At 39.5% G+C, this 17,799-nt stretch carries 16 protein-coding genes and 1 pseudogene; 7 read left to right on the plus strand and 10 right to left on the minus strand.

Features of this window, described 5'->3' with window-relative positions; genetic code table 11:
- Positions 1-192, minus strand: a pseudogene (locus tag RMZ95_RS21475) (hypothetical protein); the annotation flags it as partial.
- A 14-nt stretch (positions 193-206) separates the two neighbouring features.
- The gene (locus RMZ95_RS21480) at positions 207-353 is read right to left on the minus strand and encodes a hypothetical protein (protein WP_322685279.1); all 147 of its coding nucleotides are present in this window, start codon (positions 351-353) and stop codon (positions 207-209) included.
- Positions 354-576: 223 nt separating this feature from the next.
- On the opposite strand from RMZ95_RS21480, the gene RMZ95_RS21485 reads away from it, so the two are divergent.
- The 4 genes from RMZ95_RS21485 to RMZ95_RS21500 all read left to right on the plus strand — a co-directional run bounded on the left by RMZ95_RS21485 (position 577) and on the right by RMZ95_RS21500 (position 4,747).
- Entirely contained in the window at positions 577-1,176 is a 600-nt protein-coding gene (locus RMZ95_RS21485; protein WP_322685280.1) for a cytochrome b/b6 domain-containing protein, read from the plus strand.
- A gap of 83 nt (positions 1,177-1,259) precedes the next feature.
- Positions 1,260-2,693 carry a bifunctional orotidine-5'-phosphate decarboxylase/orotate phosphoribosyltransferase gene (locus RMZ95_RS21490; RefSeq protein ID WP_322685293.1) on the plus strand — a complete coding sequence of 478 codons (1,434 nt, stop codon included), beginning with the start codon at positions 1,260-1,262 and terminating at the stop codon, positions 2,691-2,693.
- 120 nt (positions 2,694-2,813) lie between these two features.
- Positions 2,814-3,914 (plus strand): AI-2E family transporter, encoded by a 1,101-nt coding sequence (locus tag RMZ95_RS21495; RefSeq protein WP_322670889.1) that lies wholly within the window; start codon positions 2,814-2,816, stop codon positions 3,912-3,914.
- A 119-nt stretch (positions 3,915-4,033) separates the two neighbouring features.
- Positions 4,034-4,747: a serine/threonine protein kinase gene (locus RMZ95_RS21500; RefSeq protein WP_322685281.1), complete on the plus strand. Its 714-nt coding sequence runs from the start codon at positions 4,034-4,036 to the stop codon at positions 4,745-4,747.
- A 246-nt stretch (positions 4,748-4,993) separates the two neighbouring features.
- Here RMZ95_RS21500 and RMZ95_RS21505 read toward each other — a convergent pair whose 3' ends face one another.
- Entirely contained in the window at positions 4,994-5,950 is a 957-nt protein-coding gene (locus RMZ95_RS21505) for a hypothetical protein (RefSeq protein WP_322685282.1), read from the minus strand.
- 613 nt (positions 5,951-6,563) lie between these two features.
- On the opposite strand from RMZ95_RS21505, the gene RMZ95_RS21510 reads away from it, so the two are divergent.
- The gene (locus RMZ95_RS21510) at positions 6,564-8,474 is read left to right on the plus strand and encodes a GTPase family protein (protein ID WP_322685283.1); all 1,911 of its coding nucleotides are present in this window, start codon (positions 6,564-6,566) and stop codon (positions 8,472-8,474) included.
- Between the two features lie 321 nt (positions 8,475-8,795).
- The gene (locus RMZ95_RS21515; protein ID WP_322685284.1) at positions 8,796-10,475 is read left to right on the plus strand and encodes an ATP-binding protein; all 1,680 of its coding nucleotides are present in this window, start codon (positions 8,796-8,798) and stop codon (positions 10,473-10,475) included.
- Positions 10,476-10,846: 371 nt separating this feature from the next.
- Here RMZ95_RS21515 and RMZ95_RS21520 read toward each other — a convergent pair whose 3' ends face one another.
- Together RMZ95_RS21520 and RMZ95_RS21525 are read right to left on the minus strand one after the other, a co-directional pair.
- The gene (locus RMZ95_RS21520; RefSeq protein WP_322685285.1) at positions 10,847-11,119 is read right to left on the minus strand and encodes a type II toxin-antitoxin system RelE/ParE family toxin; all 273 of its coding nucleotides are present in this window, start codon (positions 11,117-11,119) and stop codon (positions 10,847-10,849) included.
- Positions 11,106-11,318, minus strand: a complete 213-nt coding sequence (locus tag RMZ95_RS21525) for a hypothetical protein (RefSeq protein ID WP_322685286.1) — start codon at positions 11,316-11,318, stop codon at positions 11,106-11,108. The genes RMZ95_RS21520 and RMZ95_RS21525 overlap by 14 nt, the downstream gene beginning before the upstream one ends.
- Before the next feature lie 371 nt (positions 11,319-11,689).
- Here RMZ95_RS21525 and RMZ95_RS21530 point away from each other — a divergent pair, with 371 nt between their 5' ends.
- On the plus strand, positions 11,690-12,685 hold the full coding sequence (locus tag RMZ95_RS21530) for an endonuclease NucS domain-containing protein (protein ID WP_322685287.1): 996 nt from the start codon (positions 11,690-11,692) through the stop codon (positions 12,683-12,685).
- Positions 12,686-12,733: 48 nt separating this feature from the next.
- On the opposite strand, the gene RMZ95_RS21535 is transcribed toward RMZ95_RS21530, so the two are convergent.
- From RMZ95_RS21535 to RMZ95_RS21555, 5 genes are all read right to left on the minus strand, one after another.
- Positions 12,734-12,973: a type II toxin-antitoxin system HicA family toxin gene (locus tag RMZ95_RS21535; RefSeq protein ID WP_322685288.1), complete on the minus strand. Its 240-nt coding sequence runs from the start codon at positions 12,971-12,973 to the stop codon at positions 12,734-12,736.
- Positions 12,966-13,232: a type II toxin-antitoxin system HicB family antitoxin gene (locus tag RMZ95_RS21540; RefSeq protein WP_322685289.1), complete on the minus strand. Its 267-nt coding sequence runs from the start codon at positions 13,230-13,232 to the stop codon at positions 12,966-12,968. The genes RMZ95_RS21535 and RMZ95_RS21540 overlap by 8 nt, the downstream gene beginning before the upstream one ends.
- A 13-nt stretch (positions 13,233-13,245) precedes the next feature.
- Positions 13,246-13,692, minus strand: a complete 447-nt coding sequence (locus RMZ95_RS21545) for a DUF29 domain-containing protein (RefSeq protein ID WP_322685290.1) — start codon at positions 13,690-13,692, stop codon at positions 13,246-13,248.
- Between the two features lie 57 nt (positions 13,693-13,749).
- A complete protein-coding gene (gene acnB, locus RMZ95_RS21550; RefSeq protein ID WP_322685291.1) occupies positions 13,750-16,380 on the minus strand; it encodes a bifunctional aconitate hydratase 2/2-methylisocitrate dehydratase in 2,631 nt (876 codons plus the stop codon).
- A gap of 285 nt (positions 16,381-16,665) precedes the next feature.
- Positions 16,666-17,574, minus strand: coding sequence for a DUF4351 domain-containing protein (locus RMZ95_RS21555; RefSeq protein ID WP_322685292.1), 909 nt, complete (start codon positions 17,572-17,574; stop codon positions 16,666-16,668).
- Between the last annotated feature and the right edge of the window lie 225 nt (positions 17,575-17,799).

Genomic DNA, 17,799 nt, shown 5'->3' on the forward strand with positions numbered 1-17,799 from the left:
AACTTCGGTTGCAGTTTTTCCCTGTATTTTAATCCCCAATTCTACATCAGTTAACGTGGTCGCAACATTGACCTCTCCTTGACCAGTAACTTCTAATATCTGAGGAGTTTTTGCAGCAGTGCTACCAATGAAGGAATCGGCGATCGCAATACCCAAATTTCTCACACCTATGAGATTATCTGTGTTAGCCATCTTATTCTCCTTGCTTAAATGATGTTTGATACCTGTTGATGTTTTAATCTTAAAGGATGTCTAAAAAGTAAACCGCGTTTATCACCAATACATACTGGATAAAAAACGCTCTCGCATTCGCCAGCCAAAATGCGATCGTTTAACAACTCTAGGGTTGTCACAAAACCCCATTCCACCAAGAAAGAGCAATCCTGTACTGCTGCGCTGCTGATTTAGGTATTGGATTGACATCGGTCTACTGGTAATCAAACAGCAGATGGTAGACCATCAATGCCAAAATACTGAATCTAAATGATGGGAAAATAAAAATGAGCAATACCCACCCAAACTTGCTGGGCTATTTACCCAAGACAGATAAACAACAAATTTTATCAGTCAAAATTTATGACTTCCAACGTTCCCTCTCCAACTCGAAAGCGACCCACTCAAGCAACAAAAGCCAAAATTTTCCACTGGTGTAACATCATTAGTCTATTTATCATGCTCACCAGTGGACTACAAATTTACAACGCTAACCCTGTTTTTGGTGGACGCGCAGGTTTGCACATTCCTTGGATATTTACTTTAGGAGGTTGGCTGGCAGGAGGTAGACACTGGCATTTTGCAGCAATGTGGCTATTCTCGCTGAATCTGTTGTGGTATGGAATTTACATTTTAATTACCCGACGCTGGCGACATCGCTTTGTCGGTGCTAATGACTTGAAAGCATTACAAAAAACTCAAAATTCTCAACGCCTAATTTATGCTTGGCATCGGATTGCTTATACAGCAATTATTCCTATTTTGCTGCTGGCATTATTTACAGGGATAGGAATGTATAAACCTGCTCAATTTCCCTGGATTGTGGATTGCTTTGGCGATTGGCAAGCATTGCGAATTGTTCACTTTGCCTCAGTGCCGATGGTTATCTTATTTGTAGTAATTCACTATCAATTAGGGAAAAAAGCTGGAGGGACTCAACTAACAGAATCAATGTTTTCGTAAACAAACTTGGTCATGGAGATAAATAAACGAGAGGATAAATGACCAATGACTAATGACCAATGACCAATAACTATTTAAAAAAAATGAACTTTTTTGATAAATTGAATAGAAATATCTTACAAAATCAAAGCTTACTATTTGTAGGACTCGATCCAAATCCAGAGATGATGCCTGGGCGTTATGAATCTGAAGAACTCATCACTGGTTTGGAAAAGTGGTTACAGTTTATTATTGCAGAAACTTCTGATTATGTTTGTGCTTATAAACCGACACTCGGCTTTTACGAAGCTTTAGGTATTCCTGGTTTAGAACTACTGTACAAAACTTTAGCAGCGATTCCAGCCCATATTCCAGTGATTTTAGATGCCAAACACAGTGACTTAAATACTAGTAGCATCTTTGCCCAGACTGTGTTTACACAATGGCAAGTGGACGCAATCACTCTCAGTCCTTATACAGGACAAGATCACATAGCACCTTTTTTAGTCTATCCTGATAAAGCAGTATTTATTTTATGCTGTACTTCTAATCCAGGTGCAGAAGCTCTACAGCAATATCCGACAAACGAATCACCCCTTTATTTACAGGTAGTAAAAGAATCCAAAACCTGGGGTACTCCAGAACAATTGGGTTTGGAAGTGGGAACTACAAATCCTGAAGTTTTAGCACTTATTCGAGCAGTTGCACCTGAACGAATCATTATGGCGCGTAGCATCTGGGCGGAGGGACAAAACCTGAAACAAATTTTAGAAGCTGGCTTGAATAGTAATGGTGATGGTTTACTGATTCCTATTCCTCAAGATATGTTGGTAAATATCGAATTATCAAAAGAACTCCAGTCACTACGTGCAGAAATTAATCAAATCAAAACTGAAATTATTTCCGAAAATTCTACTTGTTCTGTGTGGTTTCCTGATGTTTGTTTTCTAAATCAGCACCCCCACCAAGATTTGATTTTACAACTTTATGATATTGACTGCATTATGTTTGGCAGCTTTGTCCAAGCATCAGGAGCGATATTTCCTTATTACATCGACTTACGCAAAATTATTTCCAATCCCCAAGTTTTTAATCAAGTTCTCACAGCTTATGAGGATATTTTGAAGAATCTAAATTTTGATAGATTAGCAGGTATTCCCTATGGTTCATTACCGACTGCGACTGGTTTAGCTTTGCGCCTTCATTGTCCAATGATTTTCCCGCGTAAAGAGGTGAAAGCACACGGAACTCGGAGAGTAATTGAGGGTAACTTTCATGCTGGTGAAACAGTTGTAGTGGTTGACGATATTCTCATTAGCGGCAAAAGTGTTATGGAAGGGGCAGGAAAGTTGGAATCAGCTGGATTAAAGGTTAATGATATTGTGGTATTTATCGACCACGAACAAGGAGTGAAAGATAGGTTACAGCAAAATGGTTATCGTAGCTATGCGGTTTTAACTATTTCGGAAATTACTAATACTCTGTATCAAGCAGGGCGAATAAATGAGGAGCAATTTTTAGCTTTTGCTGAAAGTTAATCATTGGAATAATGGGAAGTGGAGCGTCGGGAAAGGTTTTTCTTGTCTACTTCCTCTTGAGCAAATTTAATTACTCGGTTAAATCTCGTAAATAGAATAATTTTCACTTTGAAATTAATTATGAATTTTCCCCTGAACCAATTACTTAGATGGTTAATTTTTACGCTGTTATTTCCTCTAGTATTCCTCAATGGTTGGCTAGCATTTTTGCTGATTAAAAACTTTCAACCTGTTGTCACAATTCTTGTATTGGCTACCTTGCTTGCATTTATTTTAAACTATCCTGTTTCGATTCTCCAACAACGGAGAGTTAAACGCAGCTATGCAGTAGCATTAGTTTTTATATTAGCATTGGTAATTGTTGTGGCTTTGGGTATCACTTTAGTACCCATTGTTTTAGAGCAATTCAATGAAATGGTTAAAGTCTTTCCCCAATGGATTGATTCTAGCGAAGAAAAACTTCAGATTCTCAATAATTGGTTTTTTAAACATAAATTAAATGTAAATTTAAGTCAGCTATTAGCACAAGTAACTGACCAATTACCTAATGAAATAGAGTTTATTTCAGATAAACTTTTAAGTATTATCATAGATACAATTGATAGTGTTTCTGAGGCGTTAATCACAGTAGTGCTAACTTTTTACTTGTTGTTAGATGGGCCAAGAATTTGGGAGGCGATATTTAAGAAGTTACCTGGAAATATTGCCCAGCAGATAAGCCAGTCTATTCAGCAAAACTTCCAAAATTACTTAATTGGTCAGGTAAGTTTGGCTTTGTTGATGGGTGTTTCTATAACATTATTGTTTTTAGCTTTTCAAGTCCAGTTTGGTTTACTCTTTGGTTTGGGAGTTGGACTTTTGAGCTTAATTCCCTTTGGTGATGTCGTCAGTCTGGTTTTAATAACTTTAATAATAGCGTCACATGACTTTTGGCTAGCAGCTAAAGTTTTTGCGGTAGCTGTTGTTATCGATCAGTTAATCGATCAGGCGATCGCACCCCGTCTTTTAGGCAAATTTACTGGTATTAGACCAATATGGGTATTAATTGCTTTGCTTGTAGGAACCAATGTTGGCGGAGTCTTGGGTTTACTAGTTGCAGTACCTGTAGCTGGTTTTATCAAAGATGTAGCAGATGGTTTTTCTAAATCTGCTAATTCTGATAACCTGGGTGAGGGTGAAGCAGGATCGGAATTGTTGATAGAAAAATCAATATCGCAATGAGTTTTGGATAAAAATTGCCATCTCTACTGTTAACGGTAAGTAGCAACGGTGTCATTTAGGTCGTAATTCACTCAAGTCAACCTTATTCCCAAACCTCGTAAATTGGCTAAGGAATTAATATGGACAAATTGCCCCTAAAACAGTTAGTCAAAAGCATTTATCAGGAACTACTGCCTAGATTACAGATTGAAAGTGTCAATCCCCATAATCCAATTAAGGTCAGTTATCTTCCGCAACCTTGGCGCCTGCTTGGCAAAGGAAACTACGCCGCAGTATTTTATCACCCCGATTCCCCTGACTGTGTAGTTAAGATTTATGCCCCAGGACGGCCAGGTTTTGAAGAGGAAGTAGAAGTTTACCACCGTCTAGGTTATCATCCAGCCTTTTCTGAGTGTTTCTACGCCAAGGATGGGTTTTTAGTCTTGAAACGGCTTTATGGAACAACCCTCTACGATTGTATGCACTTTGGTTTACTAATTCCCAAGCAGGTAATAAAGGACATTGATGAAGCTCTTGACTATGCGCGAAGTTGCGGACTCCACCCTCATGATGTCCACGGGCGTAATGTCATGATGTACCAAGGCAGAGGATTAGTTGTAGATATATCAGATTTCCTGCATCAAGAAGCTTGCTCAAAGTGGAATGACCTAAAAAAGGCTTACTACTGGTTATATTTGCCCGTGTGTTACCCACTGCGACTGCGCGTACCATACTTTGCCTTAGATATCGTCCGCAAATTTTATCGTCTGGGAATTTCTGTTAAAAATTTTTGTTGCCAACTACCCTTAAGATTAACTAATATTAAGTATTTAAATAAGTATTTAAAACGTTAAGAGTGATGGACAGATAACTTTTGTGCCTTTTTTAGTCATTCTCAATCAATCTTAGTAATCGCAACACAGTAACATGTTTCTCATCTTTATATCTCTAGAAAGCTTTTTGCCGTTTTCTAACCGTCGAACTCCTAAGAAATAAGGCAGGAGGCAGGAGGCAGGAGGCAGGAGGCAGAAGGGAAGAGGATTTGACTTATTTCTTTCGCCCTTCCCGTTGGTGCGCCTTCGTTGGAGACTCACGTTAAATTAAATAATTTTTGATAGGCTCTTGTCAAAATTTATACGCATATTGATAACAGAATTATTACCCTTTCGAGCTTCTTCAAGATAGTCTCTTGCAAGCTTTAAATCTGTAGTGGTAGCAGCTAATCGGGCTAAATTGTACTTGATAAGTAATTCTGAATCTTCATGTATATAAGCATATGATAACAAGCTTGATAGACAATCAATACCTCTTTGTACAGTAGCAGGATCGCCAGATTGCAGACATTGCTCTGCTACGGAATCAGCAATAGACCAATAGGTAATTTCTCTCTGTAAATTTCGCAGTTGGGAAGCTTCTTTATAGAAACCATAAACTCCTAAGATGTAAGCAACTATGTCTCGCTGATCATCATTATGTTTGTCAATTTTACTAGCTGAAAAAAAATAGGTTGATATATAGATAAATACTGATAAAACGCCAACAACAAATGAAGATAAAATTCCAAGGAAATCTTTATTTTTATCAACAGAAGATGCAAGAGTTGCTGTAATCCCTTTTCCTCTAACTGATATTGAGGAATTATTGACACTCCAACTTGGATAAGATAATGTTAATAGGAGCTGAATAGAAAAGGATTCCTTCGGATTTAAATATGGAACATTAATTTCAACTTGTTTAGGATTGATATTTTGAGAATATGATCCAAACTGTAGTCCTATTATTTTAGGCTCAATTAATTTAGCATTTCCTAAAGGGATAATTATACGAATTTTCTCCAACTCTTTCTCTGAAGAATTGTTAACAACTACAGCAACAATAGCAGTGTTTTGGGTTTGTCCAGAAAATGTTGCTGAAGATATGACATTGTAATTCAAATCAGTTTTTTTATCATTTATACGAAAAACTATAACACCAGAAGTTGTGCTAACAATTAGGCTTAAGATAGCAGAAACAATTATAGTTAATTTACTAGGACTTGAAGATGAAGAAGATTTCATATAACTACTTTTAGGTATTTTCATATTCTCTAAAACTAATTATTATCAAGTAAAACTAATTGGTAAACCACTTTTTAGGAAATGAATTTGTGTTTAACTCTTTATGGCGAATACATGGGTAGCAAATTGACATGTAAAAGCTATATAAACTTGTTCTTAATTTAGCATAATTAGCCAGAACTCAGTAAAGCTAACTATTTATTAGGTGAAACTTTTCATCATAACTATCGCAACTTGAATGATTAAACAAATTTTCTTGCATAACTACCTTAAGTAAGCCGATTATCTCATATCTTGCACCTGGAAATATGAATGTCAAAACCATGACTACGTGCGAAAGTCTTTATGTGTTTAACAGTACTGCTAAATTAGGTATTCAGTGTTTATCCAGTTAGTTGCAAGATATGATTTATATAGTATTTTTACTACTTAGTATTAAGAAGTTATGTGTAGCAGTAAGCACTTGAAATGCTAGCTATCATTAATAATTAGCAGTCTAGCATTAATCCCAGAATACCAAACATCCTGCCTGCATTGGAGACGATAGACTTTTTATAAGAGTAATTTTGACAAAAACTCGAATTTCCCAACATTTCAAAGCAGGTATGGGGCAATGGTGCGGTTAAAACTATGGCAGTGGGTAGTCTTAGCAATTCCGATCGCGTTTATCATCATTTTCTTACTGGTGTCTGCCGGTTCACAAATTCACGCGTGGGGCATTAATTGGATTTGGGGTATATTCACCGTTTTATTTGTTGGTTGGCGTTGGCTGCTAGTCAAATGGACTCAACCAGCTGTTAACCAAGTAGAAGCTGTATTAACTCAAGTTCGTGAAGAACTGGAATCGACGGCAGAGGATAAAGTAGAGCGACCAGTGGGAAGTGATACCACAAAACTTGCAGAAACCGCCCTTCAAGAAATTCTCCAAGCAGCACAAAGCGATCGCCCGATTTGGGAAGACTGGCAAGCTTTTTGGACACGATGTCAGGATTTAGTTGTGGCGATCGCTCATATCTACAATCCTGAAGTTCAATATCCCCTGTTGAATATTTACGTCCCCCAAGCTTACGGGCTGATTCGGGGAACGGTGGATGATATGGATAAGTGGATGCAAAAGTTATCCCCTGTCCTCAATCAGGTGACGGTTGGACAAGCATACCAAGGATATGAAGTCTACCGAAAGTTGGAACCATCGGCTCGGAAATTCTGGAAAGCTTGGAACTGGGCACAGTGGATCTTAAATCCGGTGGCGGCGGTGGCAAAACAAGCCAGTCAGGGTTCTAGTAACCAAGCAACTCAGCAATTATTGGGGAATTTGAGCCAGTTATTCCGGGAAGCTGCCTTGAGAAACTTATGCCGACAAGCGATCGCACTTTACGGACGTAGCACCTTACCAGTTCCAGCAACCGTAGCTTCTCCAGCAACTTTACCCAAGCCAAAAACTCAAACACTCCGAGAAATCCTGACTCAAGCTCAACCAGCCGAGGCGGTTGAGCAAAAACCCGTAAATATTCTGCTGGTGGGGCGCACGGGATCGGGAAAAAGTAGCCTGATTAATACGCTATTTCAGGCGGATCTCGCAGCAGTTGACGTTTTACCCAGTACCGATCGCATTCAGAGTTATCAATGGCAGACTGAAAGTGGGGAAACCCTGACGCTTTTGGACACACCTGGTTACGAACAAGTCAACCGTGCCGAACTCCGAAATTTGGTGCTTGATTATGCCATTAATTCAGATTTGCTGCTGTTAGCTACTCCTGCCCTCGATCCTGCCCTACAAATGGATGTGGACTTTTTGCAAGACATCAAAGCAGAAGTTGCAGATTTACCTGCGATCGCGATCGTCACCCAAGTAGACCGGCTGCGTCCCATCCGCGAATGGCAACCGCCTTATGATTGGGAATGGGGCGATCGTCCCAAAGAAATTGCCATTAGAGAAGCCACCGAGTATCGTGCCAAACAGCTAGGAAACTTCTGTAATCTCGTTCTACCAGTGGTTACAGGCGACAGCAAAACAAATCGAGTTGCCTGGGGAGTAGAAGCGCTATCCTTGGGATTAGTGGATGCGATCGCACCTACCAAGCAACTCCGTCTCGCCCGCTTTTTGCGTAACCTAGAAACTCGCATCGTCGCCGCCGCCAAAATCATCGACCACTACACCTTCCAAATGACGACAACACAAGGATTAACGGCATTGCTCAAAAGTCCCGTCCTTCAGTTTGTTTCTACCCTCTCAACCGGATCTCCAGCTTTAGCATATATGCTGGCAAAGGAAATTCCTGTGGAACAGTTGCCGATTGTCATTGGTAAACTGCAAATGGGATATGAGCTTTTCTCGCTCTTTAACCCTAACTCGGTCAACTTTGAATTGCTAGCCCTTTGGCCGCTACTGCTGGAAAACACCGCTGCACCCGATCGCAATGCCTGGGCATTTGGTCACGCTCTAGTGGAGTACTGGACTCAAAATTTGACGGTTGAACAACTCCGGGAGCGATTTGAGTATTATTTAGCGATCGCCAAATAATTTGTCTGCGATGGCGATGTCTACGAAGGATTGTGACGCATCTTCGATTTTGTTGCAAATACTACGTCTAAATAACGAGTTTAAGCTGTTACGTAACCACCGTCAATAAACACCAAAAGTTGCATTAATAAATAAAAGTAACTTACGAATATTTACTTAGCAATTTTGAGAAATTTCATACTATATAAGGAAAAGTAAAAATGCGGTAACAGATTGTACTCCCAATATAGAGGTTAAGATTACGATTAAAAGTAGATGTCTGCTGAACCTACCCGTTTTACCTAAGTTTTGATACTGGTATCTTTTTGTTCGGAGTTCTTTATGAAAAATATATTACAAACCTCCATCTCTCAAGAACAGAATTCAGACCAAAGCTATAGCATTTCCTCTTACAACAGGCTGCTTTCGGTCGTGAAGGATTTGGCTTGTGTGCGGACTATTGAAGAAATTATTGAGATTGTGCGTTTGGCTGCTCGCGATCTCACAAATGCTGATGGAGTAACTTTTGTATTGCGGGATGGTGAATGTTGCCACTATGTCGATGAAAACGCCATTGGCCCGCTTTGGAAAGGTATGCGTTTTCCGCTCAAGTCTTGCATCTCTGGTTGGGCAATGCTCAATAAAAAAGCAGCCGTAATTGAGGACATTTACCAGGATGCACGAATTCCGATTGAGGCGTACAAGGTAACTTTTGTCAAAAGTTTAGTGATGGTTCCCATTCGGGTTTCCGATCCCCTGGGTGCGATTGGAGCTTACTGGAGTACACCCCACCTAGCCACACCCGAAGAGATCGGAATGCTTGAGATTTTAACTGATACTACAGCAGTTGCGATCGCTAACGTGCAACTTTTCCAGAAATTGACGAACCAAAATGCCCTAAAAGACAAATTTATTGCCATGCTAGCTCACGAACTGAGGAATCCCGTTGCCCCCATCTCCAACGGCGTTCAGCTTCTCAAGTTGAAGCTAGGACAGACTGGTGCAGTCGGAGAAACAGTTTTAATGATGCAAAACCAGATTAAGCACCTCTCAAAATTGATCGATGAGTTACTTGATGTGTCGTCCATCACTTATGGGAAGATTTCATTAAACCTTGAGAAGGTTAATCTGGTAGAATTGGTTCGCCAAAGTCTCAATGACCATGCACAAGCAATCAAGAGATGGAACCTTAATGTAGTAGAAGACCTGCCAAACACGCCCGTGTGGGCTTATGTTGATTCCACTCGCTTCTTCCAAATCTTTGGGAACCTTCTTGATAACGCTTTAAAGTTTTCCCAGCCAGATGGAACGATCTGGGTGGATCTCTCATGTATTCCAGGTGAGAATGGCTCAGGTAGTGTAGCAGTCTTATCTGTAAGAGACTTAGGCATCGGGATAGAACCGACAATATTACCAGAACTTTTCGAGCCGTTTACCCAAGCCGATCGCAGTTTAGATCGTTCGCGGGGCGGGCTAGGTTTGGGACTTTCGGTAGTAAAAAGTCTTGTAGAACTTCATGGTGGTAATGTTGAAGCCTCAAGTAGAGGGATAAATTTGGGAGCAGAATTCAAAGTCACTCTCCCTATGTGCGAAGAGATTACAGCCTCGGACGACGACCTAGAGATTACAGAGGCGGCGAAAAAGTCGTTGAAGATTTTAGTCATCGAAGATAACGAGGATTCAGCCTTATCCTTACAAGCAGTACTTGAGTATTTTGGGCATGAAGTTTCCATCGCCAAGGATGGAATTTTAGGGGTAGAAACTGCAAAGAAGCTTGAGCCTCATGTAATTATTTGTGACATTGGACTTCCCAAAATGGATGGATTCGCCGTTGCACAGGAACTGAGTAAAGACTCCAAATTTACTCGCTCAATTCTGATTGCACTTACCGGCTACGGTAGCCAAGAGGATCGGCAGCTTGCGCTGAAGTCTGGTTTCAAATGCCACTTAACCAAGCCTGTAGACTTTGACATACTGAAAGCAGAAATCGATCGATACTTTGATGAAGTATTATCAAGTTGAAATTATCTTAACCGTCGATCTTCCCTCATAAGGCTTATTACATACGTACTTAATACAAATCCGTTGTTTTGTTTTGGAACATTGCGATCGCATAGATTGACCTCTCCCCCAGTCCCTCTCCGTTTCGGAGAGGGGAGCCGGATTTCTCCCCCTTCCCTACAAGGGTTGGGGGGTTAGGTCTGTGTGCAAAGTGCAAAGGTGCGATCGCGCTGATAAAATGGTCAATTAGGTGAAAACATTGTTATCTTTGTACTCCTAAAGCTTGACTGCAAATGACATCTATAAAATCAATAAATTGTTGTCACACAGCATTTGTTGCTTTACTGGTATTAGGGTATATATACAGTAGTGATAACAAGTTTTACAGTGCTTCAAGGAAAAATTCTGTAGATGTCTTTGCGGTGAACAACTCGTTGGCAAATTAATGTTTTTGTTGCTTGATCGACAGTAATGCCAATACGATAATCACCAACTCGAATCTTATATTTATCACTATAGCCCTTCAGCTTTTCAAGATATCCTAATTCAAACGGATTCTCTGTTTCAAGTTCTTGAAAGACAATAGCTTCTATGCGGCTTTGAATCTCAACTGGTAAAGCAGCAAGTTCTTTCAAGAACCTTTTGGTATATTCAACTTGCCACATTTTCTTCTTTTAGTGATTGATAATATTGTAGTACTTCATCTTTTGATAATGGTTTTTCTTCCTCTACTTCATCAATGAGTTTTGCTAACCCATAATCTTCAAGAATTTCTTCAATCTTTTCAAATTCAGCGATAGGAATTTGTACGGCAATAGGTTGTTGATTTTCGTCGAGAACGTAGTTCTTGTGAACTTCAAGCATTTTAGTAATTCCTATGTGTGAAAATTTTGGTGTCAGGTAATTAGATTTTAACAGTTTATCGCGATCGCATAGATTGACTTCTCCCCCAACCCCTCTTTGAAACGGAGAGGGGAGCCGGATTTCTCCCCCTTCCCTACAAGGGAAGGGGGCTGGGGGTTAGGTCTGTGTGCGAAGTGCAAGGGTGCGATCGCAGTTCACTACCTTTACTTATCCCAAATAAGGACATCAGATAACTTTTAGTATAAATTAAATATACAAGTATGTATAGTTTTTAAACACAATATCAGGCAAAAGCTTTATATTAATAGCTTTTGTCTACTTATAGTTTATAAATAATCGTTTTCTCTACCTATTATTACTTAATCTAGATTATGCAAAAAAACGTAGCATTACGCAAAACCGATCAAGGCTGGAAATTTATTGATGAGTCTGAATTAGAAACTTTTGTTTGGGATAATTTAGAAGAAATATTTGAACTAAAGCCCTTAACGCGCCAATTATCTATAAAAGGAGAAATTTGTGACATTCTAGCAATAGGAGAAAATAATCAACTAGCTATTATTGAACTGAAAAATACAGAAGATAGATATGTGATTAATCAACTCACACGCTATTATGACAACTTATTAGAAGAAAAACCTTTAAAAACTAATGTTAATTATGATGCAGAAATTCGTCTATTAGCCATCTGTCCAAGCTTTCATCGTCATAATTTAATTGATGAAAAACACAGTAGATTAAATTTTAGTTTATTTACTTTTTTCATTGTTTATGAAAATAATGAATTTTATTTTCATTTATCTCAGATTCATAACAAATCAGAAACAAAAATTATAAAAATTAATTATCAGGAAGTCAATTTACAAAATCAAGAAAATGATAATATTCCTGAACCACCGAGATTATTATTAGATTGGTTAGGTTCTTTAACAAACACGGAAATAGAAAATTTAACAAAAATTAGACATCAGATATTAGCTTTTGACCATAGGCTAGAAGAAACAATAGTGAATAAAAGTATTATATATGCAAGTAAATATGGCAAGGATAAGATGAGAAGATGTGCAGAATTTTGTTATGATAGAAAATCAAAAAATGTACTATTATTCCTATGGCTGATTATTCCAAATCGTAAAAACCAGACTATTACCAGAATGCAGATTGATACAACTGAAGAACATCTCACCTATTGGCGATATATTCCTGTAAAAGAAGGAAGTATATCTTGGGAAAAATTAATTAATAACACGAGATTTTATATTGTTCCAGGAAATAAAGGCTGGTTTTTCAACGAGGAAGTATTTGTTGATGATATAAAATCTATAGTTGATAAGGCATTGCAAATATGGCTAGAAAGAATCAATTAAAATAACTTTAGTCGTAGGTTTGTTGAATGCAGTAAAACCCAAAATTACTTACCTTAACAAACTTTCAATATCCTCATCAGTAAAGCCAAACTGCCGAAAAATACGCAAAATATAACCAGGAGACATTTCTCTTGCACCCATATCTATCGGAACTACTCTTCTTTTACCATCAACTTCACGGGTATATAAACAATGGTCGCCTTTTCCTTGTCTATGAAATGTGCAACCTGCTTGTTCTAAAAGCTTAATTAACTCCTTTGGTTTCAGGGAAGGTATATTTTTAGGCATAAACCTTCCTTAATTCATATATCTCTGAATCTTGTTCTTTTTCTTCAACAAATAAAAATTCATGTAATTCATCTATTGAAATGGGAGATTTATAAATATTACTTTCAGACTCATAAACAATTTCAAAAGATTCAATTGCTTCTTTCAGTTTTTTAATTGCATCTTCTTGACTATCTCCCTGCCCGACAATGCCGTTTTCTAAACATAAAGCAACCCAATAGTCAGAATTCTTTCTAAGTACGACAGTATAAAAATTCATTCTTTCCTTCAACCTAATAACTATTTTTTAACGTTTCTTCTAATGTAAAAGGAGATTCTTGAGGAAAGAAATTTAATTTAATCCCTGTTTCATCAGATGCTTTGAGGCGAGCTTTTTGATAACAAACTTCAAATACTTCTGCAAGTAGAGGTTGTAAGCTGGGACTATCTTCTAATAATGTTTCAATGCAGATACGTTGTTCAGAAATGGTACTGCGCCAACTTTCACTACGTTTTTCTGGTTGATATTGCCATTTAAGCAAGTGCATTAATAGCACAATTAATCTATTTTTTAACTCGCGTTTTTCACTCCTCCCCATGCTTTCAATTTCTTCAATTAGATTAGGTATATCTATTTCCTTAAAGTTATTTTCTTTTAACTGCTGGGCAATTGTTTGTGTCCATAAGTAAAAATCTTGTTCATAAAGATTTTGTTTATTTATAAAAGATGGACTAGTCATTCACATTCCTCTTGGAAACGCTAAAAATTAGGTGGGCATAACACCCACCTAATTAAACTATACTAACAACGCCTGCTCCTCTTTAGAAATCACGCGCCCTTCATCCTCAAAACCGACAATTTGATCGAAGTTCAAATACCGATACAAATTATCTGCAAAAGGATGAATTCTACTCGCCACAATATCCAAGTATTCCTGCACTGTCGGCAGCCGTCCCAGCAGCGCACAAACTGCGGCTAATTCTGCTGAACCAAGATACACACGTGCATCTTTACCCATGCGATTATTGAAGTTGCGCGTTGAGGTAGAAAATACTGTTGTGCCATCAGCAACTCGCGCCTGATTGCCCATGCATAAACTGCATCCTGGCATTTCTGTTCTAGCACCCGCAGCCCCAAAAACGCTGTATACACCTTCTTCTTTTAATTGGTGTTCATCCATGCGGGTTGGTGGTGCTATCCACAAGCGAGTTTTTACTTCACCTGCGCCTTCCAAAACTTTCGCTGTTGCCCGATAATGACCGATATTCGTCATACAAGAACCGACGAATACTTCTTGCACTGGATCGTTAGCAACTTCTGATAATAACTTAACATTATCGGGATCATTGGGAGCAGCAACAATTGGTTCTTTGATTTCGTTCAAATCAATTTCAATTATTTCGGCATACTCGGCATCGGCATCGCCTTCTAATAACACGGGATTTGCTAACCATTCTTCCATTTTTGCCACACGGCGCAACATGGTACGCGCATCTTGATAGCCTCTTGCTATCATATTTTTCAGCAATGCTACGTTGGAACGCAGATATTCAGAAATTGTCTCTACACTCAGCTTAATTGTGCATCCGGCACAAGAACGTTCGGCGCTAGCATCGGTGAGTTCAAAGGCTTGTTCAACTTTTAAATCTGGCAAACCTTCAATTTCTAAAATTCGCCCGGAGAAGACATTTTTCTTGTTCTGCTTTTCTGCTGTCAGCAAACCTTTTTGAATTGCCACGTAGGGAATGGCATTCACAACATCGCGCAGGGTGACACCGGGTTGTAATTCACCTTTGAATCTTACCAATACTGACTCTGGCATATCTAAAGGCATCACACCCAAGGCGGCTGCAAAGGCTACTAATCCAGAACCGGCGGGGAAGGAAATACCCAAGGGGAAGCGGGTGTGAGAGTCGCCGCCAGTTCCCACGGTGTCGGGTAGCAGCATCCGGTTTAACCAAGAGTGGATGATACCATCACCGGGACGCAGGGCAACACCACCACGAGAGGCGAAAAAGTCGGGGAGTTCGTGATGGGTTTGGATGTCTACTGGTTTGGGATAAGCTGCTGTGTGGCAGAAACTTTGTATCACTAAGTCTGCACTGAAACCAAGACAGGCGAGTTCTTTTAATTCGTCGCGGGTCATGGGGCCTGTGGTATCTTGAGAACCAACGGTAGTAATGATGGGTTCGCAGGATGTGCCGGGACGCACGCCAGGTAATCCGCAAGCTTTACCTACCATTTTTTGTGCTAGGCTGTAGCCTTTGCCTGTATCAAAGGCTTGCTGGGGACGGGTGAAAACTGTGCTGTGTTCTAAACCAAGTGCAAGACGAGTTTTATCGGTGAGGGTACGTCCAATAAGTAGGGGGATACGTCCACCTGCGCGAACTTCATCGAGGATGGTGTCAGGTTTGAGGGCAAAGGTGGAAATGACTTCGCCTGTTTCGTTGGTGATTTCGCCTTTGTAGGGATGGATGGTAATTACCATGCCGGTTTCGAGTTTGGTGACATCGCACTGAATAGGCAAAGCACCGGCATCTTCTGCTGTGTTAAAGAAGATTGGCGCGATCGCACCACCTAAAACATAACCCCCAGCGCGTTTGTTTGGTACAAAAGGTATATCATTTCCCATGTGCCACAATACTGAGTTGATGGCAGATTTACGCGAGGAACCTGTACCAACTACATCCCCAACGTAAGCTACAGGATGCCCTTTTTTCTTCAGTTCGGAAATGGTTGCCAAGCTTCCCGGTTGCCGTGACTCTAGCATCACTAAGGCGTGTAAAGGAATATCCGGGCGAGTTGTGGCGCTTTGGGCGGGGGATAAGTCGTCGGTATTGGTTTCGCCAGGAACTTTAAAAACGGTGACGGTAATCGCTTCTGGAACTGTGGGGCGACTGGTAAACCATTCAGCTTCCGCCCAAGAATCAATCACCCGTTTGGCGAAAGGATTGGTTTTAGACAACTCTAAAACATCGTGGAAGGCATCATACACCAAGAGGATTTTGCTTAAAGCGTTGGCGGCGTAAGCGGCGATGGGTTCCTTTCCTTGTCCACCCATTACCAGAGGCGTTTCGGAAGAGTCGGAGAGGGATACGGTGGGCCATTGCAGCAAATCGATTAAAGATTGCACATTGTAACCACCTACCATCGTCCCCAGCAATTGCACTGCTTCTATGCGCGAAACCAAGGGACTAGTGATTTCCTTTTTGGCGATCGCAGTGAGAAATCCAGCTTTGACATAAGCTGCTGGATCGACACCAGGAGAAACGCGATCGCTCAATAAATGTAATAATATCTCCTCTTGACCCTTGGGCGGATTTTTCAGTAATTCACATAATTCTGAGGTTTGCTTCGCATCCAATGGTAAAGGGGGAATACCGAGTGCTGCTCTTTCGGCAACGTGTTTACGATATTGTTCTAGCATTTTTATATTCTCCATTGGGATGTTCTATCTTCAATTATGAAATTTTTAGGCAATACTTGGCTATAAAAGTTTAGCTTACTTTTATGATGAAAGCCTTACTGGTAATCGGTTATTAGCAACTTTTTTATACTGAAATTTTGGAACATATAAGGCAATAAAATTCGCTACTACACAAACTTTCGTCCACCTCCGTGGACTAAGAGTAAATCAAGAATTTTTAACCCACAGAGGTGGGTTTCGTTTGTATAGCCGCGACTTCTAGTCGCCAGGTGTAGCAATAATAAATTAGATTGATTGTTGGTTTAACCAAGTTTCTAAATCAGCAACACTAGAAAAATCTAGTAATGCTTCTCCTAAATTCTCTAATTGTTCAATGGATAAACCTTTAATTTGCCCGATTAATGATGCATCAATTTCACCAATACGGCGATTTAGTAGACGCAGTATTAAGTCTTGTTTTCCTTCTTGCCTTCCTTCTTGCCTTCCCTCTTCTTTGGCTTGTTCTCTGTTTCTTTGATAAAGTGGTTCTAGCCGCATAATTAACTCCCTATCATCTGCTTCTAATTCTTGGTTTACTCTCAAGTTTTCGCGCAAGTTGTAAACTAATTCGAGAGTTGCTTTCTGGTATGGATGATCTAATGGTAACGCTTGCAACTCGATAATCGCTTGTGATTGCACACTTCCCCTACCCAAAAGCCTTAACCACAAAGTCTCTGGTGTTTGCGGTAGTTGGTGTATCGCCACAATTGCTGTCCGCAAGGCATCCGGGAGAAAATGTACTCCTGATAACCAACTTTCTTTTTGCATAGTTCCAAAGCTAGACAATCTAGTTTCAGATATGGTTGGTGTAAGAACCCACAATTTGGGAATATCTGAGTCTTGAAGTTTGGTTTTATTAGCTTTAACTTCTCGTCGCAATAAAGCCTTGACTTCTAATAATTTTAAAATACAGTCGCAGATTTCATCAGTAGAAGCTGGATTGCGGAAAGGTTCTATTATTGCAGGATGTTCAGCCAATCTTCCAAGCATTCCCAATACTTGTATATTAGAGCTTTGCTGTTTGGCAGGAGTGAATAAAACATCTATTTCTTTAATCTCTCCTGAGACTTTTTCTGATGCCTTGACTTCTCCGTAATTTTTTAATAATTCTTCTAAATAGTCTTTGGCAAATTTATCATGGATAAACCTGGTCATTCAATTTTAATAGGAAGTTCTGGGTTAATGCAAAATTTTATTATATAGCAGTCCTGAATCATTCATGATGAAATAGATCCCCGACTTCTTAAAAAAGTCGGGGATCTGGAAATCTTGAATTTTCACAAATACTATTCTAAAAAAGTTAAAAGCAGATTCTATAAGCCTTTTGACTTTTGTACAGACGCGATTAATCGCGTCTCTACTTTTGACTTCCTGTTAAAG

The sequence above is a fragment of the Nostoc sp. DedQUE07 genome, from assembly GCF_034530975.2.
Lineage (GTDB): Bacteria > Cyanobacteriota > Cyanobacteriia > Cyanobacteriales > Nostocaceae > Nostoc.